18 protein-coding genes are annotated in these 21820 nt (G+C 61.1%); 11 read left to right on the top strand and 7 right to left on the bottom strand.

What is annotated here, in order from left to right; all coding sequences use genetic code 11:
* Positions 1–93: 93 nt before the first annotated feature.
* The gene (locus LPW29_RS04425) at positions 94–891 is read right to left on the bottom strand and encodes an OmpA/MotB family protein (protein WP_238627036.1); all 798 of its coding nucleotides are present in this window, start codon (positions 889–891) and stop codon (positions 94–96) included.
* Complete coding sequence (locus tag LPW29_RS04420; RefSeq protein WP_238627035.1) at positions 884–1720, bottom strand: motility protein A; 837 nt, start codon at positions 1718–1720, stop codon at positions 884–886. The genes LPW29_RS04425 and LPW29_RS04420 overlap by 8 nt, the downstream gene beginning before the upstream one ends.
* Before the next feature lie 98 nt (positions 1721–1818).
* On the opposite strand from LPW29_RS04420, the gene LPW29_RS04415 reads away from it, so the two are divergent.
* The 4 genes from LPW29_RS04415 to LPW29_RS04400 are packed head-to-tail and all read left to right on the top strand — an operon-like array spanning position 1819 to position 8226.
* Complete coding sequence (locus LPW29_RS04415; protein ID WP_238627034.1) at positions 1819–5484, top strand: ATP-binding protein; 3666 nt, start codon at positions 1819–1821, stop codon at positions 5482–5484.
* The gene (locus LPW29_RS04410; RefSeq protein WP_090255257.1) at positions 5481–6104 is read left to right on the top strand and encodes a condensin complex protein MksE; all 624 of its coding nucleotides are present in this window, start codon (positions 5481–5483) and stop codon (positions 6102–6104) included. Before LPW29_RS04415 ends, LPW29_RS04410 begins: the two co-directional genes overlap by 4 nt.
* A complete protein-coding gene (locus tag LPW29_RS04405) occupies positions 6101–7351 on the top strand; it encodes a hypothetical protein (RefSeq protein WP_238627033.1) in 1251 nt (416 codons plus the stop codon). The genes LPW29_RS04410 and LPW29_RS04405 overlap by 4 nt, the downstream gene beginning before the upstream one ends.
* Positions 7348–8226, top strand: a complete 879-nt coding sequence (locus LPW29_RS04400; protein WP_238627032.1) for a DUF7281 domain-containing protein — start codon at positions 7348–7350, stop codon at positions 8224–8226. The genes LPW29_RS04405 and LPW29_RS04400 overlap by 4 nt, the downstream gene beginning before the upstream one ends.
* Positions 8227–8259: 33 nt before the next feature.
* On the opposite strand, the gene LPW29_RS04395 is transcribed toward LPW29_RS04400, so the two are convergent.
* Positions 8260–10848: a sensor domain-containing protein gene (locus LPW29_RS04395; RefSeq protein ID WP_238627031.1), complete on the bottom strand. Its 2589-nt coding sequence runs from the start codon at positions 10846–10848 to the stop codon at positions 8260–8262.
* A gap of 164 nt (positions 10849–11012) precedes the next feature.
* Here LPW29_RS04395 and LPW29_RS04390 point away from each other — a divergent pair, with 164 nt between their 5' ends.
* From LPW29_RS04390 to LPW29_RS04370, 5 genes are all read left to right on the top strand, one after another.
* Positions 11013–12008 (top strand): aldo/keto reductase, encoded by a 996-nt coding sequence (locus LPW29_RS04390; protein ID WP_238627030.1) that lies wholly within the window; start codon positions 11013–11015, stop codon positions 12006–12008.
* Between the two features lie 103 nt (positions 12009–12111).
* On the top strand, positions 12112–12855 hold the full coding sequence (locus LPW29_RS04385; RefSeq protein WP_238627029.1) for a tellurite resistance TerB family protein: 744 nt from the start codon (positions 12112–12114) through the stop codon (positions 12853–12855).
* A gap of 26 nt (positions 12856–12881) precedes the next feature.
* Positions 12882–13295 (top strand): DUF1523 family protein, encoded by a 414-nt coding sequence (locus LPW29_RS04380; RefSeq protein WP_238627028.1) that lies wholly within the window; start codon positions 12882–12884, stop codon positions 13293–13295.
* 14 nt (positions 13296–13309) lie between these two features.
* A complete protein-coding gene (locus tag LPW29_RS04375; RefSeq protein WP_238627027.1) occupies positions 13310–13924 on the top strand; it encodes a BMC domain-containing protein in 615 nt (204 codons plus the stop codon).
* Between the two features lie 35 nt (positions 13925–13959).
* On the top strand, positions 13960–14529 hold the full coding sequence (locus tag LPW29_RS04370) for an NUDIX hydrolase (RefSeq protein ID WP_238627026.1): 570 nt from the start codon (positions 13960–13962) through the stop codon (positions 14527–14529).
* A 5-nt stretch (positions 14530–14534) separates the two neighbouring features.
* On the opposite strand, the gene LPW29_RS04365 is transcribed toward LPW29_RS04370, so the two are convergent.
* The 4 genes from LPW29_RS04365 to LPW29_RS04350 all read right to left on the bottom strand — a co-directional run bounded on the left by LPW29_RS04365 (position 14535) and on the right by LPW29_RS04350 (position 20729).
* Positions 14535–15053 (bottom strand): DUF2939 domain-containing protein, encoded by a 519-nt coding sequence (locus tag LPW29_RS04365; protein WP_238627025.1) that lies wholly within the window; start codon positions 15051–15053, stop codon positions 14535–14537.
* A 140-nt stretch (positions 15054–15193) separates the two neighbouring features.
* Complete coding sequence (locus LPW29_RS04360) at positions 15194–15796, bottom strand: nucleoside deaminase (protein WP_238627024.1); 603 nt, start codon at positions 15794–15796, stop codon at positions 15194–15196.
* Positions 15797–15862: 66 nt separating this feature from the next.
* The gene (locus LPW29_RS04355) at positions 15863–16813 is read right to left on the bottom strand and encodes a hypothetical protein (protein ID WP_238627023.1); all 951 of its coding nucleotides are present in this window, start codon (positions 16811–16813) and stop codon (positions 15863–15865) included.
* 46 nt (positions 16814–16859) lie between these two features.
* Positions 16860–20729, bottom strand: coding sequence for a PAAR-like domain-containing protein (locus LPW29_RS04350; protein WP_238627022.1), 3870 nt, complete (start codon positions 20727–20729; stop codon positions 16860–16862).
* Positions 20730–20832: 103 nt separating this feature from the next.
* Here LPW29_RS04350 and LPW29_RS04345 point away from each other — a divergent pair, with 103 nt between their 5' ends.
* Together LPW29_RS04345 and LPW29_RS04340 are read left to right on the top strand one after the other, a co-directional pair.
* Positions 20833–21294, top strand: coding sequence for an RT0821/Lpp0805 family surface protein (locus tag LPW29_RS04345; RefSeq protein WP_238627021.1), 462 nt, complete (start codon positions 20833–20835; stop codon positions 21292–21294).
* A gap of 53 nt (positions 21295–21347) precedes the next feature.
* Entirely contained in the window at positions 21348–21770 is a 423-nt protein-coding gene (locus LPW29_RS04340; protein ID WP_090255283.1) for a DUF1841 family protein, read from the top strand.
* Positions 21771–21820 lie beyond the last annotated feature (50 nt).

Here is a 21820-nt window from a genome sequence, read left to right as displayed (position 1 = left end):
AAAGCCAGTCGGACGGTCGAGGCTGCACGTGCCGGGAGGCAGGTAGGGGGTTTGCGGTGGTGGCCGACGAGGTGCGCACCCTGGCGCTGGGCTCTAATGAGCCACCTGTACCACCAGAGACACCCGTCGATTGCGAGCTCGACCCTCCGCAGTGTCGTTGTCTGCCAGGGGGCGGGTAGCCGCCAGACCTACCGCCTCCAGCCGCTCTGGTTCCAGGCCCTGACGGATCAGGTGGCGCACCACCACCGTGGCGCGATGAGCGGAGAGTTCCCAGTTGGAAGGGAAGCGCTCGGTGGTGATGGGGCGGTCGTCGGTATGTCCTTCAACGGCAATCCGCTTCACCTCCGAGCTCAATAACGGAACGAGTGCCTCCAGCAGCCGAACCCCCTCGGGCAAGAGTTCGGCGCGGCCGCTGGGGAAGAGGATCCCCTCACTCAGCCGCAATTCCACCTGGCCGGGGGTGGCCAGGATCTCCACCTGATCCGACATGCCCGTATCTGCCAGGGAGATATCCACGGCCCGGGCCAGCCGTTCGGCATCGCCCGGGGACAGGGGATCCACCAGCGGGGGAATGAGTTCGGGGCGTTGCGCCTGGCCCGGTTGCACAAAAAAGGGATCCACCAACTCCCGCTGCCGTGTCTCCTCGTTGACCTGAGAGTAGGCCAGCAGCAAGACGAAGAAGACGACGATGAGGGTGAGCAGGTCCAGGTAGGTGAGTAGCCAGATATTCTCATCTTCCTTCGGCGGTTCCTGGGCAAACTCGAAGGGGCGTGTGCGCCGGCACAGAGGCTCTTCCAGCTGCTCCGGCGGGGCGCCTCCGGCCCCGTGGCGGCGGGAGACCGGACCATGATGCGTCCCCCCCATGCGCCAATCGGACCCATGTTCAGGCATCGTGCCGGCCTTTGGGCTCCGTGGCTGCGGCGTCCTCCCCCTCCTCTGGCAGGGGTGTGTTGGTTCGCAGGTCATCCTTGTGCTGAGCCATGAAGGAACGGAGGGTCTCGCGGATATGCGCGGGAGAGCGCCCCTTGCGCATCAGGGTGATCCCCTGGCGCACCATGTTCATGAGAATCATGCGCTCCTCGGTGCGCCGCTCCAGCTTGATGGCGATGGGCCGGAAGACCAGGTTGGCCAGGATCAGTCCGTAGAAAGTGGTGATCAGGGCCACCCCCAGATTGGTGGCGATGATACCGAAGTCGTCGGTCTGGGTGGCCAGGAGCATGTTGATCAGGCCCACCAGGGTCCCCAGCATGCCGAAGGCCGGGGCGTATATAGCCATGGAGCGAAACACCTGGGCCTCGGCACTCTCCCTGCGCCGCAGCTGCACCATGCGCCATTGCAGAAAGTCATCGATGTCCTCCAGCGGTGTACCATCGATCACCAATTGTACCCCGGCCCGCAGGAAGGGGTTGCGGATGGCCTCGATACGGTCGTCCGCCGCCGCCAGTTCACCGCTGAACCAGAGCCGAGAGACCTCGACGATCTCGTCGAGATCGTCCCGGTAAAAATAGTGCTCGTTGCGAAGCACCAGCCAGAAGACTCGGAAGACTCGCAGCATCTCGCTGAGGGGGTAACTCATCAGGGTGGCCGCCACGGTCCCCCCGAGCACAATCCCCAGGCCCGGCAAGTTGAGGAAGGCCCCCAGGTCCTGGGAGGTGAAGGCGAGGATGCTCACCAAGAGCACCAGCCCGCCGAGCATGCCCAATAGTGTCGAGGGATTCATGGCGCTTGAGTGTACCTACCCGGATGTCTCGGGGCCACATCGTGTCCGGGTCTCTGGCAAGATAGGCACCTTCAACGTCTAGGGATCCGGAACGCGGTATGGCGCACCTGTTACGCATCGTGATGATTCACGGCCATCTTGAGGGGGTGGTCGAGCTGGATGTGGATGGCCACACCAATATCTGTGGCACCAACGCCTCGGGCAAGACCACCCTGCAGCGGCTGGTGCCGGTGTTCTACGGTGAGTTGCCCAACAAGGTGGTGCCCAGAACACGGCAGAAGTTCGACGCCTTCTACTTGCCGCACCGTAACAGCTATCTGGTCTACGAATACCGTCGTGAAGCGGGCGACGTCTGTCAGGCGGTACTCACCCGCAAGAGCGACGGCGGTGTGGAATATCGCTTCGTCAGTGGACCCTATCGCCCCGAGGACTACCTGGTCACGAGCGAGGATGGTGTGACCGCACTGGACTATGCCCAGTGGGCCAACGGCCTGCGCCGCCAGGGTGTCGAGGTGTCGCAGAAACTTGCTGCCAGCTCCGAATATCGCGCGGTGATTCAGAACGATTTCACCCAGCAATACGGCAACAGCCGCGAGGCACTGCGGCTGCGCCAGATGGCGGCCCGCTTCAGCCTGGTGCGTGCGGGGCAGCGCATCCGTCACATGGAAAAACTGGTCTCGGCGGTGCACGCCAAGGAGGGCAAGATGGACACCCTCAAGACCATGCTGGCGGCCATCTTCGAGGAGGACGGTGTCGAGCTGCCGGTGACGCGCATCCGCAACACCAAGGCCCGGGAGTGGATCGCCCGCATGCGTCAGTCCATGCGTCTGGCCCCTCTGCAACGCACCTTGGGAGAGTTGCAGCGACTCGATCGTGAGGTCGCGGATCTGGAGGTGTCGCTGTGTCAGCTTCGGCCCCAGCTCAAGGCCGACCTCCACCGTGCCGAGCGCGCCGGCGCTGACCTTGAGGGTCGGCTCAATGCGCTGCGACGTGAGTTCCAGGAGCGCGATCAGGCCCATGAAGAAGCCCGTGGCGCCCTCAACGACCGCATCAGCGAGCTGGACAGCGAACTGGATCAGACGCGACGCGTGCTCGACGACCTGCAGCGTCAGTTCGAGGCCTTCAAGGAGGCCGACATGCCCGGGCTTGAGCGCGATCTTGAGGCACTGCCCCATTGGCGCGAGGAGTGGCAGCAACTGCGTGATCACCTGGAACTGATGCAGCAGGCGGCGCAGGAGAGCAGGGTGCGCCTGAATGCCCGGCTGGTGGAGCTTGGCGACCTGCTCGAACGCCGCGGCGATGAGACCCAGGCGCGCATCGATGCCCTCGACAAGGAGAAGGAAGCCTGCCGAGCGGCCCGGAGTGAAAAAGAACAGCGCCTGGAGACCGACTATCAGGACCGCCGAAAGGCACTGGATGAGGGTTACCGCAGCCGCCTGGATGAGGGCGCCACCCGGCTTGCCGAACTCAAGGCCCAGCTGGCCCATGACAGCCAGACGACCGAGGAGGTCCACGAGGCCCAGCAGGTTCAGGCCCGGGTCGACCAGGCTCAGAGCGAACAAAATGCGGCCGCCGCCGCAGTGGAGGCGGTACGCGGCGAACTCGAAGCGCGCAAGCGTGAGCGCGATCCAGCCGAGCAGGATCTGGAGCTTGCCCGTCAGCAGTGCTCCCGGGCCGAGCTGCGCCTTGATGGGTTGCTGATCCAGCGGGATCCTGCCCAGGGCAGCCTGCGCTATTTTCTGCGCCACCATCGCCCGGGTTGGGAGCAGAGTCTCGGCAAGGTGATCGCCCCGGAACTGCTTGAGCGCCGCGACCTGGCCCCGCAGTTCAACGACGCTGCCAGCGATGATCTCTATGGGCTGGTGGTGGATCTCGCTGCCATCGCCCTGCCGGATCATGCCTGGGATGAGACCACCTTGCTGGCCGAGATCGAGACTGCCCAGCAGGCACTGCACCAGGCGGGAAAGGCCAAAGAGGCGGCCGAGAAGGCGCTCAAGGCCCATAACGATAAGGTTCAGGAGGCCTCTGCACGCCTCGATCGTGCCCGCACCGCACACCGCCACGCCGCTGAAGAGGTGGACTATGCCCTGCAGGCGCGCAGCCAGTGCCAACAGCGCCACGATGCGGCCCGTCAGGCACGTCGGGCTGCCTGCCGCGAGGCCCTCGAAGAACAGGAGACTCTGCAGCAGGCACTGAATGAGGAGCGGGAGCAGTCACTGCAGGCGCTGGCCGAAACCCACCATGCCCAGCGCCGGGCGCTCAACGACGAATTCCAGGGGCTTCTCGCCGGTTTTGATGAGCAGATCGCCCAGTACCGACGCCAGTTGGCCGAATTCAAGGAAGAAAACCGCCGTCAGCGCGAGGAGCTCGAGGCCGCCTTCGAGCGTGAACTGGCCGAGCAGGGCGTGGACACCGCCAGCCTCAACGAGACCCGCTCACGCTCTAAAGCACTAGAGCAACGTATTCGTCAGACCGAGGGCCGTCGTGAGGAACTCGAAGCCTACACGCGCTTCATGCGGGTGGACTGGGGCGAGCGCAAGCCGCACCTGATGGCCCGGCAGACCGAGCTTGGCCGCGAGCACCAGAGCGCCATCCGCGAGCGGGAGCAGCTCAAGCAGCAGTTCGAGACGGCTCGGAAAGAACATCGGGCAGCGATCGCTGATCTCGAAAAACGTCGCGCTGCGGAACAGCAGCTGGTCGACACCCTCGCACCGCTGCTCACCCGGCTCGATGCGCTGCACCTGGACTCCGCGCCGGCATCCCAGGGTGAGGTTCCAGGGGATGTCTCAGAGCGCATCGAGCGCGTCCGTCAGGGGCTGGCGGATCACGTTCGCACCCAGGACGAACTGCGTCAGGGCTGTCAGAACATGGAGTCCGACCTCATCAAGGGCGCCAGTGCGGATTTTCATGAGACCCTGGATGCGGAGCGCGCCCGGCTCGAAGACACCAGCCCCCGGCGCATGCTCGGTGTGCTGGCGGGCATGCTCCAGTTGCTGGAGGGCCGACAGGAGCAACTCCAGCAGGAAGGACGCAACATGGGGGACGACCTGGACAAATTCTTCACCGTGTTCCGCGACCTCAACCGACGCATCAACGCCCAGAGCCGACGCCTCTCCGACGAGGTGGCCGATGACCTCAAGCTGGAGGGCATCGGCCGCGCCGAGGTGAAGATCCAGTCCACCATCGATGAGCTGGGTTTCTGGGAGCCGCTCAAGCGCTTCACCCAGCACTACCGGGAGTGGCGTGACTCCGGCCAGCCGCTGCCGGGCGACGATTATCTGGATGCCCTGGCCGACGTGGTGGAGTTGTTGCGTAGCGATCAGCAGTACAGCTTCGAGAGTCTATTGCGCTTGGAGCTCCACCTGAACGAGGGGGGCACGGACCTGGTGATCAAGAGCGACCGCCAGTTGCTGGAGTCCTCCAGTCACGGCATGGCCTACCTGATCCTCTGCAAGTTCCTGCTGGCCTTCACCCGGTTGCTGCGCGGCGAAGCCCAAGTGACCATTCACTGGCCCATCGACGAGATCGGTACCCTGGCTTATCCCAACGTGGAGAAGATCTTCAACGCTTGCGACAACAACTGCATCCATATTGTCGGCGCCTTCCCCAACCCGGAGTCGGACGTGCTGCTGCTGTTCCACAACCGCTACCTGATTGACCGCGATGCGTCGGACTCCGGCAAACGCCGGCTCAAGCGCATCGAACCGCGCCTGAGCCGCCTGGCTCAGCGCCTTCAGGCCCGCGCCGAGGAGGTGGCACCATGATCGAACAGGGTCCCTTGCTGGAGCGCCTGCTGGCCGGCGATTTCATCTGCGCGGTGAGTGACGAGGCCGCCTTTCGTCATCTTCAGGATGAGTCGATCCGCGAACAGATCGACGCCTACCTGCGTCCGCTCAATCGTCGCCTGGCCACCAACACCGACGGCACGGTTTACTTCCTCGCCTGGCTGCGGCTCGATGAGGCCGCCCGGGAGCAGCTTTCGCGCCAGTTGGGCGACACCGTGGGGAGCCTGATGCCGATGCTGGAGTGGTTGCAGTGGGTACAGGAGGCATTGGGCCGTGATGGCCTGGCGGGCCCCGGTGACGTGCTCAAGCCCGCCGACTTCAGCTCCCGTTGCGAGGACCACCAGGGCTTGCGTGAGCGCCTGGAGCGGCTGGCCTCCGACCCCTTCTTCGGCTCCCAGAGTGACCAGCTGGACGCCCAGCTCAAGCAGGTCTTCAAGCGCCTCAAGGAACACGGTTACCTGCAGCAGCCCCATGCCGATCGCCAGTACTACGTGGTGACCGGCAAGATCGACTACCTGATCGACCTGGTCCGATTCATCCGCGATGAGGAGAATCTGCCCATTGAAGATCAGGCGCCCACTCAACAGAGCCTGCTATGAGCGGCAGCGATCCCCATGCCCTGGAGAGCCGGCTGATCAGCACCGGTGTCGAGCGCCTGGCGCTGCTGGGCAAGCATGCCGAGACGCTGATGGCCGGCTACGCCTGCGATGAGGTGCCGCTGGAAGGGTTGAGCACCACCGCGCTGAATCGACTGTTGGCGGCGCGCATCCTGTGGCGGCCCGACGAACACAGTGGCGTCAAGCTGGCCCCCAAAGTGCGTGAGCTGATCGCCGAGATGCTGGCCGACGAGACCCGTCGCCACGTCAATGCCGACGTGGCCGAGACGCTCGAGCTGGTGCGCACGCTGGTGCAGAGCTATCGGGAGGCCCGCGACGCTGGCGAGTACTGGCGTCAGGAACAGCAGCTTCTGCGCCTGCGCCAGGAGGTGGACGACCTGAACGGCCGCTTTGCCGACGCCATCGACAGCCTGTGGCGGCGGCTCAACAGCGACTTTGGTTTCGTCAGTCGCCTGGGCGACAAGGTCCGCGAGAACGAGCGCGCCCAGAAGCAGATCGTGCGCCTGCTGGACGGCCTGGAACTGATCAAATTCGACGAACTGATTGAATTGGTGGGCAGCGATGGCGCCCTGCGCAAGCTACTGGTGAGCGGTCTGCAGCAGCAACTCACCCAGCACTACACCAGCCTGCGGGAGGTGCAGCGGCGGCTGATCGAGCTGATGGCGCGCTTCCGTCAACAGCAGTCGCGCAGCCGCCTGGTGGCCGGCATGGTCGGGTTTTTGCGTGAGCACCCGAACTTCGTGCCCGGCAACTACGCCCTGCGCAGCCAGGTGCCGGAACTGATCAATCGGGCAGCGCCCATCATGCCTGCGGGTGCCGTGGCCCTGGACCACGATGCTGATGCCCGTCTGGTCGCTGAGCTGATTCACCACCTGCCTCGGCCCGCATCACGCCCGGAGCCGGTCACTGCCGCCGGCGCCGCCGAATTGCCCGAGGACACCCGGGTGACCGCACGCCAGCAGGCCCTCAGGGAGGATGTGGAGGGGTTCTACCTGGCGGTGGTGGATCATGACGGTGAGGCGCTGAGCGCGCTGGCGTATCTGCAGGAAAGTGATCTGGAGTGGGACCCGGAGATCTGGCTTTTCCAGGTGATCGCCGATTATCAGGGTCTGCCTGGCAGTGAACAGCGTGCCTTCCGGTTGCGTCAGGTGGAGACCCAGGCCAGCCCCTTCAACCATCTGTATCTGATCCACGATGTGCAACTGCAATTGGCACTGCTGCCGGCATGAGCCTGTCACCGGTTGCTTACAGGGTGCTCCGTGAAGTGCGCAAGAAGCTGCGCCATGAGCCCTGCGTGGACAAATCCCGCCATGGCAAGGTCATGGCGGAGATCGAGGCCTGGTGCCATGAGCACGATGTGGTGCTGGGCATGCGGTGTTCCAACCGAACCTTGCGCTTCGACCGCGAACTGCTGGCGCAGATCAACGAAGCCCTGGAGGCCTCGGGGCTACCAAGCATTGAGGCGAACCTCAGCGGCCTGACGACTGCCGAGCAGGCCCGCCACGGCAACCGTGAGGAGAAGGGCGTACGCGAAAGTCCGCGGGACCATCGCGTGCTGGTCAGCCTGCCCGCCGCCACCCCGCTGCCCGGTATCGCCCCGGCACCCCGGGACGTCCATGATCTTGACTGGCGCCATATCGACCTCTCCGCCTTCGATGTCCTCGTGCAGGTGGAGAACCTGGACAGCTTCTACGACCTGGCCCCCGACCTTCCCGCGTTGGCGCGCTGGTCCCGTCCACTGCCGCTCTATCGTGGCGACAGTCATTATGGTGGTGGCTTTGCCAGGTTGGGCCAGGCCTGGGCCAGCACGGGCAGGCCGCATGTTTACTTCGGCGATTTTGATGTGGTTGGCCTTCACAACGCCCTGAGCAGCGGCGCCACCGATCTGCTGCTGCCCCCCATCGCCTGGCTGGCCGAGCATGCCACAGTCGAGCACCTGCCGGCAGAGCAGCAGCCCTACCAGCCCGCCCTGCGTGACCACGCGGCTCGGCTGCCCTCGGGGCACCCTCTTGCCGGCTATCTGGCCATCCTGCTTCAGCAGCAGCGCGGCCTGCGCCAACAATGGTTCGGTACCCGCCTGGCGGCTGTTGCGGTGTTTGCCTAGAGCGGCTGCTCGATGGCCATCTCATCGAGTTTGTTACGTCTGTTTGAGCCCTGCTACCAGCAATTGCTCCATCCCCTCGGCCGGCATCGGGCGGCAGAACAGGTAGCCCTGTCCCTGCACGCAACCATGATCCAGCAGGAAATCCCGCTGCACGGTGTTTTCAATGCCCTCGGCAATGACCTTCATGCCGAGCGTCTCGCCCAGCCCAATAATGGCCCGGATAATGGCGGCATCCTCAGGGTGGTTTGCGGGGTCATCCTTCATGTCGGAAACGAAGGATTGATCGATCTTGATGGCATGTACTGGCAGGCGCTTGAGATAGTTGAGCGAGGAATAGGCGGTACCGAAGTCATCGATGGAGACGCGCACCCCATGGCCATTGAGGTCGGTCAGGATGCGGATGGTCTGCTCAACGGAACTCATGGCTGCACTCTCGGTGATCTCGATCTCCAGGTCACAGGCGTCCAGACCCGTGTTGTTCAGCGCGGCTAGAATGCGTTCGATGATATCGGGCTGCTGGAACTCGCGAGCCGACAGGTTGACCGCCACGGGCACCGTGGGAATGCCCCGGGCCTTCCAGGCGCGAATCTGTTCGCAGGCTTGCCGCAGGATCCGAGGCCCCAGGGCGAGGATGAATCCGGTCTCTTCCGCCAAGGGGATGAAACGCCCCGGTGAGATCATGCCCCATTGAGGGTGACACCAGCGCACCAGGGCTTCCAGGCTGAGCACGCACCCACTGACCAGATCCACTCGGGGCTGGTAAACAAGATGGAATTCATTTCGTTCCAGCGCCTGGCGCATGGCCTGGTCCAGTTCCATGCGTTCCTGAAGTGCCGCGTCCATTTCCGAGGTGTAAAAATGATAACAACGTCGACCCTCGGCCTTGGCGCGATACATGGCTGCATCGGCATGACGTATCAGCTCCTCGGGGCGATCACTGTCGCCAGGGTAGACGGCGATGCCCATGCTCACGGTTACGAACACTTGGTGGGGGTGCAGTGACACGGGGCGACTCAGCTCCGCCTGAAGCTTTTCGATCACCGGGATCACTCCCTGCACATGCTTGAGCTTGGATAGCAGCAAGATGAACTCATCCCCGCCGAAACGGGCCACCGTGTCTCCCTCGCGCAGCAGGGCGCGCAGGCGTTGAGCGATCTGTGTCAGCAATTGGTCGCCCTGGGCATGACCCAGGGAGTCGTTGACCACCTTGAAATCATCCAGGTCGATGAAGACCACAGCCAGGGCATGCTGGTCCCGCCGGGCCTGGGCGATTGCCTGACCGATCCGATCCAGCATCACGCTGCGATTGGGCAAGCCGGTCAGTGGGTCGTGAAAGGCGAGGTATTCCAGGCGCTCGGTCAGGGCGCGCTTATCGGAGATATCCTCCGCCAGCTTGATGTAGTGCGTCACCTTGCCCTGAGCGTCCCGGATGGGTGAGATCCTCGCCTGCTCCCAGTAGGGCTCACCCGAGCGCGTGCGATTGTTGAACTCGCCTTCCCAGGTTTCGCCGCTGCGGAGGGTTGTCCATAGTTGGTGATATTTTTTGATGTTGTTGTCGCTGTAGCGCAGTATTCCCGGGCGCCGCCCCAGTACCTCCTCACGGGAAAAGCGGCTGATGTCACAGAACCGCTGGTTCACGTACTCAATCACGCCATCAGTGTTGGTGAGCATCACCACCGCGGGGCTTTGCTCCACCGCATAGGCCAGTCGCTCGCTGTGTTCCTGGGCGAGTTTGCGCTCGGTGATATCCAGGCTGGAACCCAGGATCTTGCTCAAGCGTCCGTCCACGCCATAAACGGGGGAGGCTTGATAGAGGATCCACCGCCATTCGCCAGCCTGATGGCGCATGCGCACCTCGATACGAAATCGCCCCCTTGGCTGACGCGTGTACTGCTCAAAGAGACGAATATCCTCTTCCTGTTCGTCCGGATGGATCAACGACCGCCAAACCTCCAGATCATTGGGCAGTTCGTGATCCTGGTAGCCGAGTTGTGCCTTGAGTTCCCGTGAGAGCATCACGGTTCCGTCGGGTTTCCACTCGAACAAGCCCACGTTGCCACCCTGTACCGCCTCCCATAGCCATTCCTGATCCCGGAGTCGTGCCGTCATGTCCATGTCCATGCAGTAAAGGCGTGAGCCATCCTTGGCATGGGGCACCAGCACATGGCTGGAAAGCACTCTCACGGGGTGTCCCTCCCGATGGCGCAGGACCAGCATCTCCGAGGGGGGCAGATTGACGCCTTCACGCACCTGTCGCATGCGCTGGGCAAAGATATCTAGATCCTCCGGCGGAATGATGAGGTCTGCCAGGTTGGCGCCCAGGGCCTCATGGGCAGAATAGCCATACAGATGCTCGCTGGCGGGATTCCAGTAAACCACCGTTCCATCCAGCCGGTAACCCTGAATGGAGATGTCCGGCACGGTATCCAGGAGCTGGGTCAGGCTTGCCTCATTGTCCCGCAGGGCTTCCTCGGCCTCACGGTTTGTGAGGTCTGGAGGGGCGGCGCGGCAGTCATCCGGTGTTCGGGGGGCATCTCCAGATCGCGTGACGCGAAAGCGCAACCATGCGAGGGTGTCCCGTAGAATGGCCTGAGTTCGCTCGCGTAAGCGCTTGCTGTCCACGCTGGTTGTCCGGTTGAAGCTGATCCGCAAGGGTAACGCGAGCCGGGCAGCAGTCACAGTCTTTCGGTCTTCGTCATCGGCCTTCACTCTTGACGGGGCCTTGTGCAATCACGCGCAATGGAGTGCAACGTCAATCAACGACCTTAATGGCAACAGGAGGCAGCATGGAGACCACCACGCTCACGAACATCCCTTTCGAGGCCTCACGTATTGCTCTGGGCACCTGGGCGATCGGCGGCTGGATGTGGGGTGGCACCGATGACGAAACCTCCATCGGTACCATCCATGCCGCCCTGGATCAGGGTATCAACCTCATCGATACGGCGCCCGTTTACGGTTTTGGCAAGTCCGAGGAACTGGTGGGCGAGGCCATCCGCCGCCGCGGTGGTCGCGACCGCATCCTCATTGCCACCAAGGTGGGCCTGGAGTGGACCGCAGAGGAGGCCGTCTTCCGTAACGCGGGCGCCGAGCGCATCCGTGCGGAAGTGGAGGACTCCCTACGCCGGCTGCAGACGGATTACATTGACCTCTATCAGGTCCACTGGCCCGACCCGGCGATTCCTGTTGAGGAGACGGCCGAGGCCATGGCCCGGCTGTTGCAGGAAGGCAAGATACGCGCCGTGGGCGTGAGCAACTTCAGCCCCGCACAGATGGATGCCTTCCGCCAGGTCGGCCCGCTGCATACCTGCCAGCCGCCCTATAACCTCTTCGAGCGGGGTATCGAGGCGGATGTGTTGCCCTACTGCCGCGATAACGGTATCGGCGTCCTTGCCTACGGTGCGCTCTGCCGTGGCCTGCTCAGCGGTCGTATGGGACCTGATACCACCTTTGAAGGCGACGACCTGCGTCAGTCCGACCCCAAGTTCCAGGCGCCGCGCTTTGCCCAGTACCTGTCCGCGGTCCAGGCCCTGCAGGGGTTCGCCCGGGATCGCTTCGGCAGCGATGTTCTGCATCTGGCCGTGCGCTGGTTGCTGGATCAAGGCGCGGATATTGCCCTCTGGGGCGCCCGCCGCCCCGACCAGGTGGCCTCTGTCCACCGTGTGAGCGATTTGAAACTGACTCCGGAAGATCGTGAAGAGATCGACCGCATCCTCGGCACCCACGTCACCGATCCGGTGGGCCCTGAGTTCATGGCACCCCCCGCGCGTTCAGGTCATTAACGATCGGTCGCGGGAGCAACCCGCACCGTTCGGGCCAGAGGAAACCTCGTGTCCGGGATGGGGTCTACATGATGCGTACGGTCTACCCGATGAGGAGAAGGCGATGAATGCCAGCAAAATATTGAACCAGCTGCTGCAGCAGGCTGGTGGTCAATCAATGGGTTCTCAACGGGGCGGTGGAGGGGCAGATATCAACGGGTTGCTGGGAGGGTTTTCCCGTCAGTTGGGTGGCGGCGGGAGTGCTGGGTCTGCCCAGCAGGGGGGCGGTTTGGGCCTGGATATGAAGAGCCTGCTGGGCGGCGGTGCCCTGGGATTGCTGGTGGGTTCCAAACGTGGTCGCAAGCTGGGTGGGAAGGCACTGAAATACGGCGCACTTGTTGGCGTTGGGGCGCTGGCCTTGAAGGCCTGGCAGAACGCACAAGGGGCTAACAACGCCGCGCCGGCTGACGGCCAGCCGATGGAGCGCCTGGCTGATCAGCCTCGTGAGCGTCGAAGTCTTGAACTCCTGCAGGCCATGATCATGGCGGCCCGCGCTGATGGTCACATTGATGATCAGGAGCGCGCACTGATCACTGAACAGATCGATGCGCTGGGGGCAGATCAGGAATTGCATGCCTGGACTGAGCGTCAGCTTCGTGAGCCACTGGATGCCCAGGCCCTGGCGGCTCAGGTGGATTCACCTCAGGCAGCGCGCGAGGTGTATCTGGTCAGCGTCGCGGTGGTGAATGAGCAAAACCCCATGGAGCGCGCCTGGCTCGATCAACTGGCCCGGGCGCTTGCATTGCCCAAAGAGGTTGTGGATGAATTGGAACGTCTTGGTCGTGATGAAGCGACAGGAGTACCATAGCGGCATTTAATCGTCCTGAGCCAGCCATGAAGAAAAAAATACTTGTTGTTCTGATCATTATTGCGATTGCCATCGTATCGTTTACCTGGTTTCGGTGGGGGCCGGACTCGTGGGAGGTGCAGATTACCGGCATTACCGGTGATGGAAAGGATGTCCAGTACCGTATTGAGACAGTCTATGCCGGCACCTCCGAGACACTGATCTTCCGCAATGAGGATGCCGGGCTCCTTCCGCCATATTTCAAGTTTGACTCGGCAGATCTGCAGTCCATTGCGCGTCGGGTGAAGGAGACGTGCCCGGAAGAGCCCGTGGTGGTCAACGGCTATGGCTGGCGTATTGCCTTTCTGAGTATGTTCCCTAACGCGACATCCATTGATGCGCCTGAACGTTGCATCCAGGCGGTATCCCGTCCTCAGGATTCGGAACCTGATAACCCATAGGCTGGACGCACCGCATGATCAAGCTTCGAACCTACGTCTTCATGGACTCGCTCCAGCCGCAATTGGCGCAGTACATGGCCACCGTCTCTCAGGGTTTTCTGCCGGTGCCCGGGGATGCCTGCCTGTGGATTGAGGTATCGCCGGGGATGGCCGTACACCGCCTGACCGATATGGCACTGAAAGCAACACGGGTGCGACTGGCCCAGCAGGTGGTGGAGCGGGCCTATGGCTCCATGGTGATCCATCAGCGAGATCAGAGCGACGTGCGCGAGGCCGGACGCATGCTGCTCTCCCGATTGGGGGCTCGCCAGGAGGATCGAGAGACCTGTCGGGTGGCCTGGCAGGAGGTCATTCGCGGGATCACGCCGGACCATAGCGTGCTCATCAACCGCCAGAATCGTCGTGGCTCCATGATCTTGCCGGGGCAAAGCATGTTCATCCTGGAGACCGAGCCGGCGGGTTACGTGGTGTATGCCGCCAACCAGGCGGAGAAGGCTGCCAGCATTCAGCTGATCGATGTGCGGGCGGTGGGTGCCTTCGGTCGGCTTACGTTTTCGGGCAGCGAGGCGGATGTGGACGAGGCCGCGCAGGCGGCCCTGGCGGCCATCGAAAGCCCCGCCGGGATCTGAACCGAACGACTCCAACTGAACAAGGGAGCCTGGTCATGCATCGTCGGGAACTGCTGGGGCTTCTGTCCCGCCATCAAACGCGCTTCATCGAAGAGTCGGCTCATCTGGATCGCGCTCGGGCCTTTGTTGACGCCCATGAGGATTGTTTCCACTGCGACCTCTGGCCGGGGCATGTCACCGGCTCGGCCTGGGTGGTCAGCCCCGACCGACGCCAGGTTTTGTTGATGCATCATCGCAAGCACGACCAGTGGTTCCAGCCCGGGGGGCATGCTGATGGCGATGCCGACATCCTGAGGGTGGCCCTGCGCGAAACTGCCGAGGAGACCGGCGTGGAGCCGAGCCATATTCGCCTGGTGAGTGAGGCAATCTTCGATCTCGACATCCATGTGATCCCGGCCAGTCCCCGCGGCCCGCGGCATGAACATTTCGACGTGCGTTTTCTGGTGGAGATGGATGATGACATGCCCATCCCCGGCAATGATGAGTCTCACCAGGTTATCTGGGTGCCATTGATGCATGTTTCCCGCTACAACAACAATCGATCCACCCATCGCATGGTGGAAAAGACACGCCGCCTGCGCAGCGTGCTCGAGGCCTGCGCCTGAGCCGGCTAAAACGGTAGGCGCAGGGCTGCGAGACGCCACCAGAAAAGATTGTCACGGTACAGCACCATGTCCACGGTTTCGCCATCTTCCTCGGCAATACTGATCACGAAGCGGTCGAATGCCTCGTAGCCCATGGAGATCTGCACATCGTCCCGCGGCTCAAGTTCCATACCCTCCGTTCCGTCTGCCACGGGCATGTAACCGCGCAGGATGGCGCCCACTGCCGCGGGGGAGACCACGGCATCCACCAACGGCCTGAGCAGGGCGTCTGCCACGGCCAGGCCCATGGCAGCGAAGGGGCTGTCGCGCATGGCCCGGTTGAGTTCACCGGACAATGAGTCGCGAAGGGCCTCGTGCACATCCTCACGTACCGCTGGGAAATCCACATAGCGGGACAGACGCTCGGTGTCTCGGGCTTCGGCCGCTTCCCGCATCTGATCCACGGCGTGATAAGGGGAGTAGAACACGCCGATGACCATGGCCAGCAGGCCCAGGACGGTCAGGGGTTTGATGAGCATCTTCATGGCGGTGAGGGTCCGAGAGGTTGCAGCGGTGATACTGGGCGCCCGGATTGCCGCGGGCAGGAGCGTGACGCTCAGTCTCATTCAAAGGGCGGTATTCTCCGGATCGAGACGAGAGTGTCAAAGCCTGTTTGAGCCAGTGCTCAATAGATGGCGCCGCCGGATTCCACGTAGGCCTGCAGGATCTGGGTGGCCTCGGGCCGTAATACATCCCGTTGCACCTGGATGCCGCGCTGGGTGAGTGTTTCGGTCCAGTGGTCGGGTTTGGCCCCTTCGTCAAAGCCGATCTCGCGCACATCCTCATCCCGGGCGCCGCAGATCACCCGGGAGACCCCGGACCAGGGTATGGCCCCCAGGCACATGGCGCAGGGTTCGGCGGAGGTGACCAGGGTGTGATGCAGTCGGCCGCCATCACTTAGATCGTGGTTGCCGAGGCGTTTTTGTGCCAGGGCCATGGCCACCATCTCTGCATGCAGGATGGAGCAATGGGCGCTGGTCACGAGGTTCAGGCCCGGCGCCACCAAGTGCCCCTCGGCATCGAACACTGCGGCCCCGAAAGGCCCGCCGCTGCCTTGAGTGACGTTCTCCCGGGCCAGCGAGATCACGAAGCGCATCTGCTCTTCTTCGTGATGCAGCGGCATCCAGTCTCCGCTCAGCCTCTCCAGCAGCCACTCGGGCAACCGTATCTTCAACTCTGGCATGTCCATGATGATCTCAAGACCCGTGTCAGTGCATCTGGTGGACATGATGCCGCATTCACGCTTTGGTGAACACTGGCCCGTTGGGTTGCGCGTCAATTGCTCGCAATGGCTTCATGTGCCCGGTTTTTCCGTGCCCTGATTTTTCGGAATGCGACGCGGCTTGATCAGGTTGTCCCACCAGGGCCGAAGCACCTTGACCCCAGGGCCGGTCCTTTCCCAACGCCCGTTGGGGTGACGAATCCAGTTGGGTTGGTTGGGGAGTTTTTCTAGGTCGAGGCGGTACCAGAACCAGCCGAGATGGCGTCGCATCGCGTCACGGTCCCCGTCATATTCCTCGTTGCAAATCGCCTGTTCTGTTTGCTGGATCTCTCGGAGAATGCTTTTGTCAGGTGGTTGGGTCATAAAAGCTACAATATAGCGGTAGATGGCTTCCGCTTCTGCGGAGTTGTAATGTCTTACATGGAGTCCTTGTAGAAATATTAAGCGGCCAATTCCATACGGTCCTGGAACCTCGCCCTTTTTTCCATCTAGCGGCGGTGGTACAAGTGTGATATTGGTGTTTGAATAGGTCATTGGTCTATGAAGGTAACCTTCATCAAAAATGAAAAAAGACGTATCCCTCCATTTGATACTGTCATGTTTGGCGCTAAGCTTTTTCGGGGTGTGTGTTACTTGGTGTTTGCGGTCAAAGACGATGAAGCGATTTGCTCGTGTTCTTAAAGAGATCCAAAAGATAACCATTCCGAACGGTAGGGCGATTAAGGAACTTACGAGTAGCCCCAAGCTTGGTTGGTTTGTGGATGTGATAATTCCCGCAATGCCGACTAACGATATTCCCGTCCCAATGCTTGCAAGAGTAGTGCTTGCTGAGAAATATCCAAATATGAGTTTATCGCCTTCCTCCCAGCTTAATCCAGGCCAATAATCTACGGAATCGCCGTTTTGAAATCTAGTGTCACCATTAAGCGGCTCTTCAATATGTTCTGGCGAAAAAGCAATTTCATTTTTTCTACTAAATGTTTCCCCTAGAGGGCTTAAGGATTTTTTTCTTATGACGGCCATTTTCTTTTCCTTGTTTTTTTATTTTTTAGGGATTTTGTGGTTTTTGTTATTTTATTGCTGGTAAGCCTAGGTTTCTGAGTCTATCTATTTCCCTTTGTTTTATTAAGTCGTTCCTTGTGTCTTTGCTAGGCCATGTAATATTTTTTGTTATCTCTAGGTCTATGTTTCTGGGTTCGGTGCTGAATTTGATGTTGCAGATTAATCCGCGAGCCAAATGTCTCGTGTTGACCTCTATGAGGGCTCTTATAAGGATCAGTCTGTCATGATTAAGCTCCTCATGAATCAGCATGTCGGTAATCGAATGTGTGATCCCTGTATGATGGAAAGTTATTTTGCCATCTAGGGTTGGTTGGTTAGGTGAAAATAATCCCGGGGCGATTGTTATTTCAATTAATGCAACACTTTCGATGTTGTTCGAAATTTCCTTATTTTTGAGGGGGCTGCCGCTCCATTGAGGTCTTTTATGAAATGGAATATCGATTCGGTAAGCGATAATTTTTATGCTTGGCTCAGCTGCGGCTCTAAGGATTCTTGTGGTATCTTTTCTTGCTTTTTGTTCTTTGTTTTGGGCTGAGTCCTCTCGTGGCCTGCTAACCCCATAAAGACTACGCCGTATATTTTCTTCTATTGCGCTTAGCTTTGAGGATGAAGTTAGTGTTGTGCCGATTACGCTCATAATTAAGGTTCCGAGTAAAATCGTTTTCGGCATGGTGAAGCTAAGAAAGCTTAGTAGTCCCCCGGTCAATATTAGAGCGCCACCCATCGATCTCTTGTAATCATTGTTTATGAGGCCTGAGTAAATGTACGCTGCCCCGAGGTACATGTCTGCAGTAGCTGCAGTTCGAACAGCTGTTCGGGTGAGAGCTTGTAATATTTCCTTTCGTTTAGCATGCTTGTGAAGAGTATGCGCTCCTCTTTGAGCGAATGTGTGATGTTTGGTTGTTCGTGTTTTGTTAACATATTCGTTTTTTCTATCGGCCCAAAATTGAAATTCCGTAAGGAATAAGGCTACTAAGTTTGAGCTTAGAGAAATTAATGTGATGGCCTTTTCGTTTTTGAATAGTTCGTCCATATGCTGTAAGCTGATTAGCAGGTTAATGCCCATTACTGCTCCCAAGACGGAGCCCAAAGCTCCTCGATAGATGGGATTGGATTGGGTTATTTGACTCAGATCGCCAAGCGTCTTAGAGTTCAGTGGCATAAGAGCTAGAATTACACGCTTTCTGGTCTTCTCGTAGGCTTCATCTAATCCGGGCGGATGATATCGATAAGTGTTTTTAGGTGGTTTTAATAAGTCAGTACGAAGGTAGGCAGAAAGAGGGATGTGGGTGACTTGTAGTTCGATCCCTGCGACTCGCTGTGATATGTTTGCGATCTTTTGCAATACCTCCGAACCGTAGTCAGTATCTCCAGCCGTGGCCGCCTCCGCCAAAGCATCAATCAGCCGATTCAGGGCATCCGGTGCAAAGGTTGCCAACTGCAATCGATCGATCTCCAATAAGGGCTTCATTCGGGGGGCGGTGGTTTCCAGCCATTGGTTGCCGGTGGACCAGTCGATGAGGGATTGGCGGGTTTCGGGGTCTTCCTGGCCCAGGACGGGGAGGGTGTTGGCCTGGGGGTCGAGAAAACATCTCAGATAGGGCAGGGAGGTGTCGCTGTCCAGATCACGGATGCAGTGGATCCATTGCAGGAGTCCGAAGGCACGGTCGTGTGTGCAGGGGCTCCTGGTGTAGTCCTCAAGGGCTCTGGCGTAATGGGATGACTGAAGTAAGGACAGCAAATCCTCATTCAGGGCCTGGAAACGCCGGGCGGCATCCTTTGCCCGTTGATCCCATGCATGGAGGGTGCGATTCATGCGGGGTACGTCCACCTGACGCTGCAGATCGGGCTGAACCTCAATGAGGCGCTGGATCAGGGTGCCCAGGGCGCGTTCGCCGTCAATGGCGGATTGTTCCGCCTCGGCCAGATCCTCCAGGCAGGCATCCATGGACTGGCGTAGATCCCGGGCTTGTTGAAGTGGATCCGGCAGCAGGGCGGTGATCAGGCCGTTGACCTCCCGTAGTTCCACGGCCTCGTTCGACTCAGGCTGGGAAGCCAGAAGGGGGCGGGGGCTGCCCCCGGGCTGACAACCGCGACCAAGCCGGCCCCTGCGCACCGCTTCCCGCCCGAGGTTCAGCGGAAGGCATCGTGGATGTGACGCGGCGTTGGTTCTCGCCTGATGTGTTGCCTCGGCCTCGCTGGAGGGGGCCATTGTCCTGGGGTCATCCGGCGCCAGCCCGCCAAAGGATTCGATGCGGGCCCAGTTCCATTGCGGCTCACTCAGTGCCAATTGATAATCGAATACTTGTCCATCCATGCGATGCGGGAACAGTAGACGGGCGCCCGCAGGGCATTGTGCCGGGCGCTCATCCTTTCCCTGCCAGACTTCAAGATTCACCTCCAGCCAGCTTCCCTCCGGGCCGGCTTCCAGTTCGCGCCACAAATGCCCGTTACGAAAGATATACACTCGGCAACCCGGTCGAATGGCGCCATGCTCGATACCCTGGATATCCAGGGGCCGGTGCAAGGCGACGGCCACCAGTTGATGTACATGACGCCCTGACTCCAGGGTGGGGTCCTTGTCTGGATCCCATTTCTGAACCGTGATGTCCTGGGCCAGAGGCACGTGGTACACACCATGATGCAAATCATGCAGTGGCAGCACGAGGTCCACTGCCTGTCCGGGCAAGCCGGTGAACAGCAGGGTGTGAGCATTGCGGTGATTGTCCACGGGGCGCGGGTAGGCGCTGACCGGGTGATCCAGGTCGCCCCGGGGCTGGGCGGTCACCTCCAGCCCGCGTCCAAGGGCTCGGTCCAAGTCCACATCAAGCCGCAGTGCGTGGGCTTGTTCCAGGAGGGGCGGGTCGTCGAAAAAGGCCGGACCCAGCTCGGGTGCCTGTTGGCAGCCGGGCTGCATGAGGGGGGTAGGTGGGGTGTTGCGGCAGTTGGATACCATGGGGTCAAACTGCCGCACGGCTGGCAGGCCTTCGAAGAACACGTTACTGGAGCCGCCCACGAACTCTGCATACCCGCGCCGGGTGCGAGAGCGTACACCGCCACAGTTGCCCGCCTCGTCGCCCCGGCTGCGGGCGAATCGGGACTGTTGATGACAGAGTGGGTGGCCATTGACGAACACACTGCCGGCGGTGCCTGTGGCGTCCCGACTGTTGGCCACGTTGGTGTACGGGATCGGCTTGCAACTCTTGCCGATCCGGGTCAGGCACACATCAATGCTGGTGAGCAGGCCTTGGGAGCCAGCGTGTACCGCGCTGCGACCGTTGATGGCAATATTGCCGCCCGCGGCGGCCATCTCCCGGGTGGGTTTGTCTTCCTGAGTTTCCAGTGGCTGGCGATGGACGGAACCGGCTTCCATGCCCAGATGGCGCTCGATGGCCTGGGCTACCGCCTCCCGTTCGTGTGAATTCAGGGACTTGACCCTGCGCCCCGCCTCCAGGCCGGTGTCTGGGCAGTGTGCTGGACGGTCAGGTAGGGAGGGGGAGGGCAGTTGCCAGTCCGGGTCGATGTGCCGGTACAGGCTGGCGATGCTGTGGTGACGTATCTGGGCTTGCCCCAGCCAGTCTCTCAAGGCACGGCGACCGTGTTCCAGTGAAGGGAAGACCGGCACACCATGGGCGACGCCAATGGCTTCGTGCGCCAGGGCCACCGTGCCCAAGCCCAGCAGACCCGGGTTGTGCGTTCGCCAGGAGACACTGCCGCCTCGAAGGATGGTGACTGTGTCGGAGTCGTCAAAGAAGTGTACTTCCGTGTTGGAGGCGCCGCTGGCTGAGCGATACATGACATGGCTTCCCTGCGCATGGACATATTCAAGATCATCGCCCGGCCCCTCCCGGAGTTCAAGTCCGAAGGCTGGAACCACCTCACAAAAGGGCTATCCAATCCATACAGATGTATGTCGCTTTTGTTAGGCTGTCGGCCGGTTGGGCCTTGACGGTCCTTTCTGCTCCCAAGGAGTGTTCGTGATGTCTTCCCTCAGACGCCTTGTCACCGCAATCTTTGCCGCTGTATTTGTCGGTCTGGCCGGCTGTGCCACGGGGCCCACTCAGGAACAGACCGGTGCCGTGTTGGGCGGGGCCCTGGGCGGCGTATTGGGCAGTCAGATCGGCGGCGGCACCGGGCGTACGGCGGCCATCATTGCAGGGACGCTGGCCGGGGCAGCGATCGGTGGTTCCATCGGTCGTACCATGGATGAGGTGGATCGGGCACGGTTGTCCAGCACCCTGGAGCGTCAGCCGGATCATCGCACCACCGCCTGGCAGAACCCCAACACCGGCCACACCTACCGGGCCACCCCCACGGATACCTACCGATCCGGTGGGCGCGATTGCCGTGAATATACGGTCATAGGCCATATCGACGGTTCCCAGGAGCGCATCACCGGTACGGCCTGTCGGGATGCCCAGGGTCGCTGGATCAATCAGTAACACTTCAACGCTGCCCACCCGTCGGCACAGCGCTTTTGCACCGAGGCTCCTGCATGTTCGCCAACCAGAATCGCGATCAGTTGCGCGCCATGTATTGTCAGGCCTGGCGCAAGTACCAGGCCGGTGAGGCGCTGGAGCCACTGGAGCGTCAGATCGCCGAACTGGTCGGTGAGCACCCCGAGTACCACGCGCAGATCCAGGATCCCGAAGTTGCCAGGGCCGCCGAGTTCACCGTGGAGCAAGGTGTCACCAATCCGTTTCTGCACATGGGCATGCACCTGGCCCTCCGGGATCAGGTGGGTATGGACCGGCCGGCGGGTATTGCCAAGGCCTATCAGGGCCTGGTGCGCCGTCTCGGCGCCCACGAGGCCGAGCACGCCATGATGGAATGCCTGGGTACGGCCCTATGGGAAGCTCAGCGTTTTGGGCGCCCGCCCGACGAGTCGGCCTACCTGGAGTGCGTGCGCAAGCTGTAATCTTCGGTTCTTCCCCCGAGGAACAGGTGCCCCCCCTCCTGCTTTGAAGT

The organism is Ectothiorhodospira sp. 9100 (genome assembly GCF_022227565.1).
In the GTDB taxonomy this organism is placed as follows: Bacteria; Pseudomonadota; Gammaproteobacteria; order Ectothiorhodospirales; family Ectothiorhodospiraceae; genus Ectothiorhodospira; species Ectothiorhodospira marina.
Note: the sequence above shows the minus strand (reverse complement) of the source record. Positions and strands in the feature narration are given on the sequence as shown.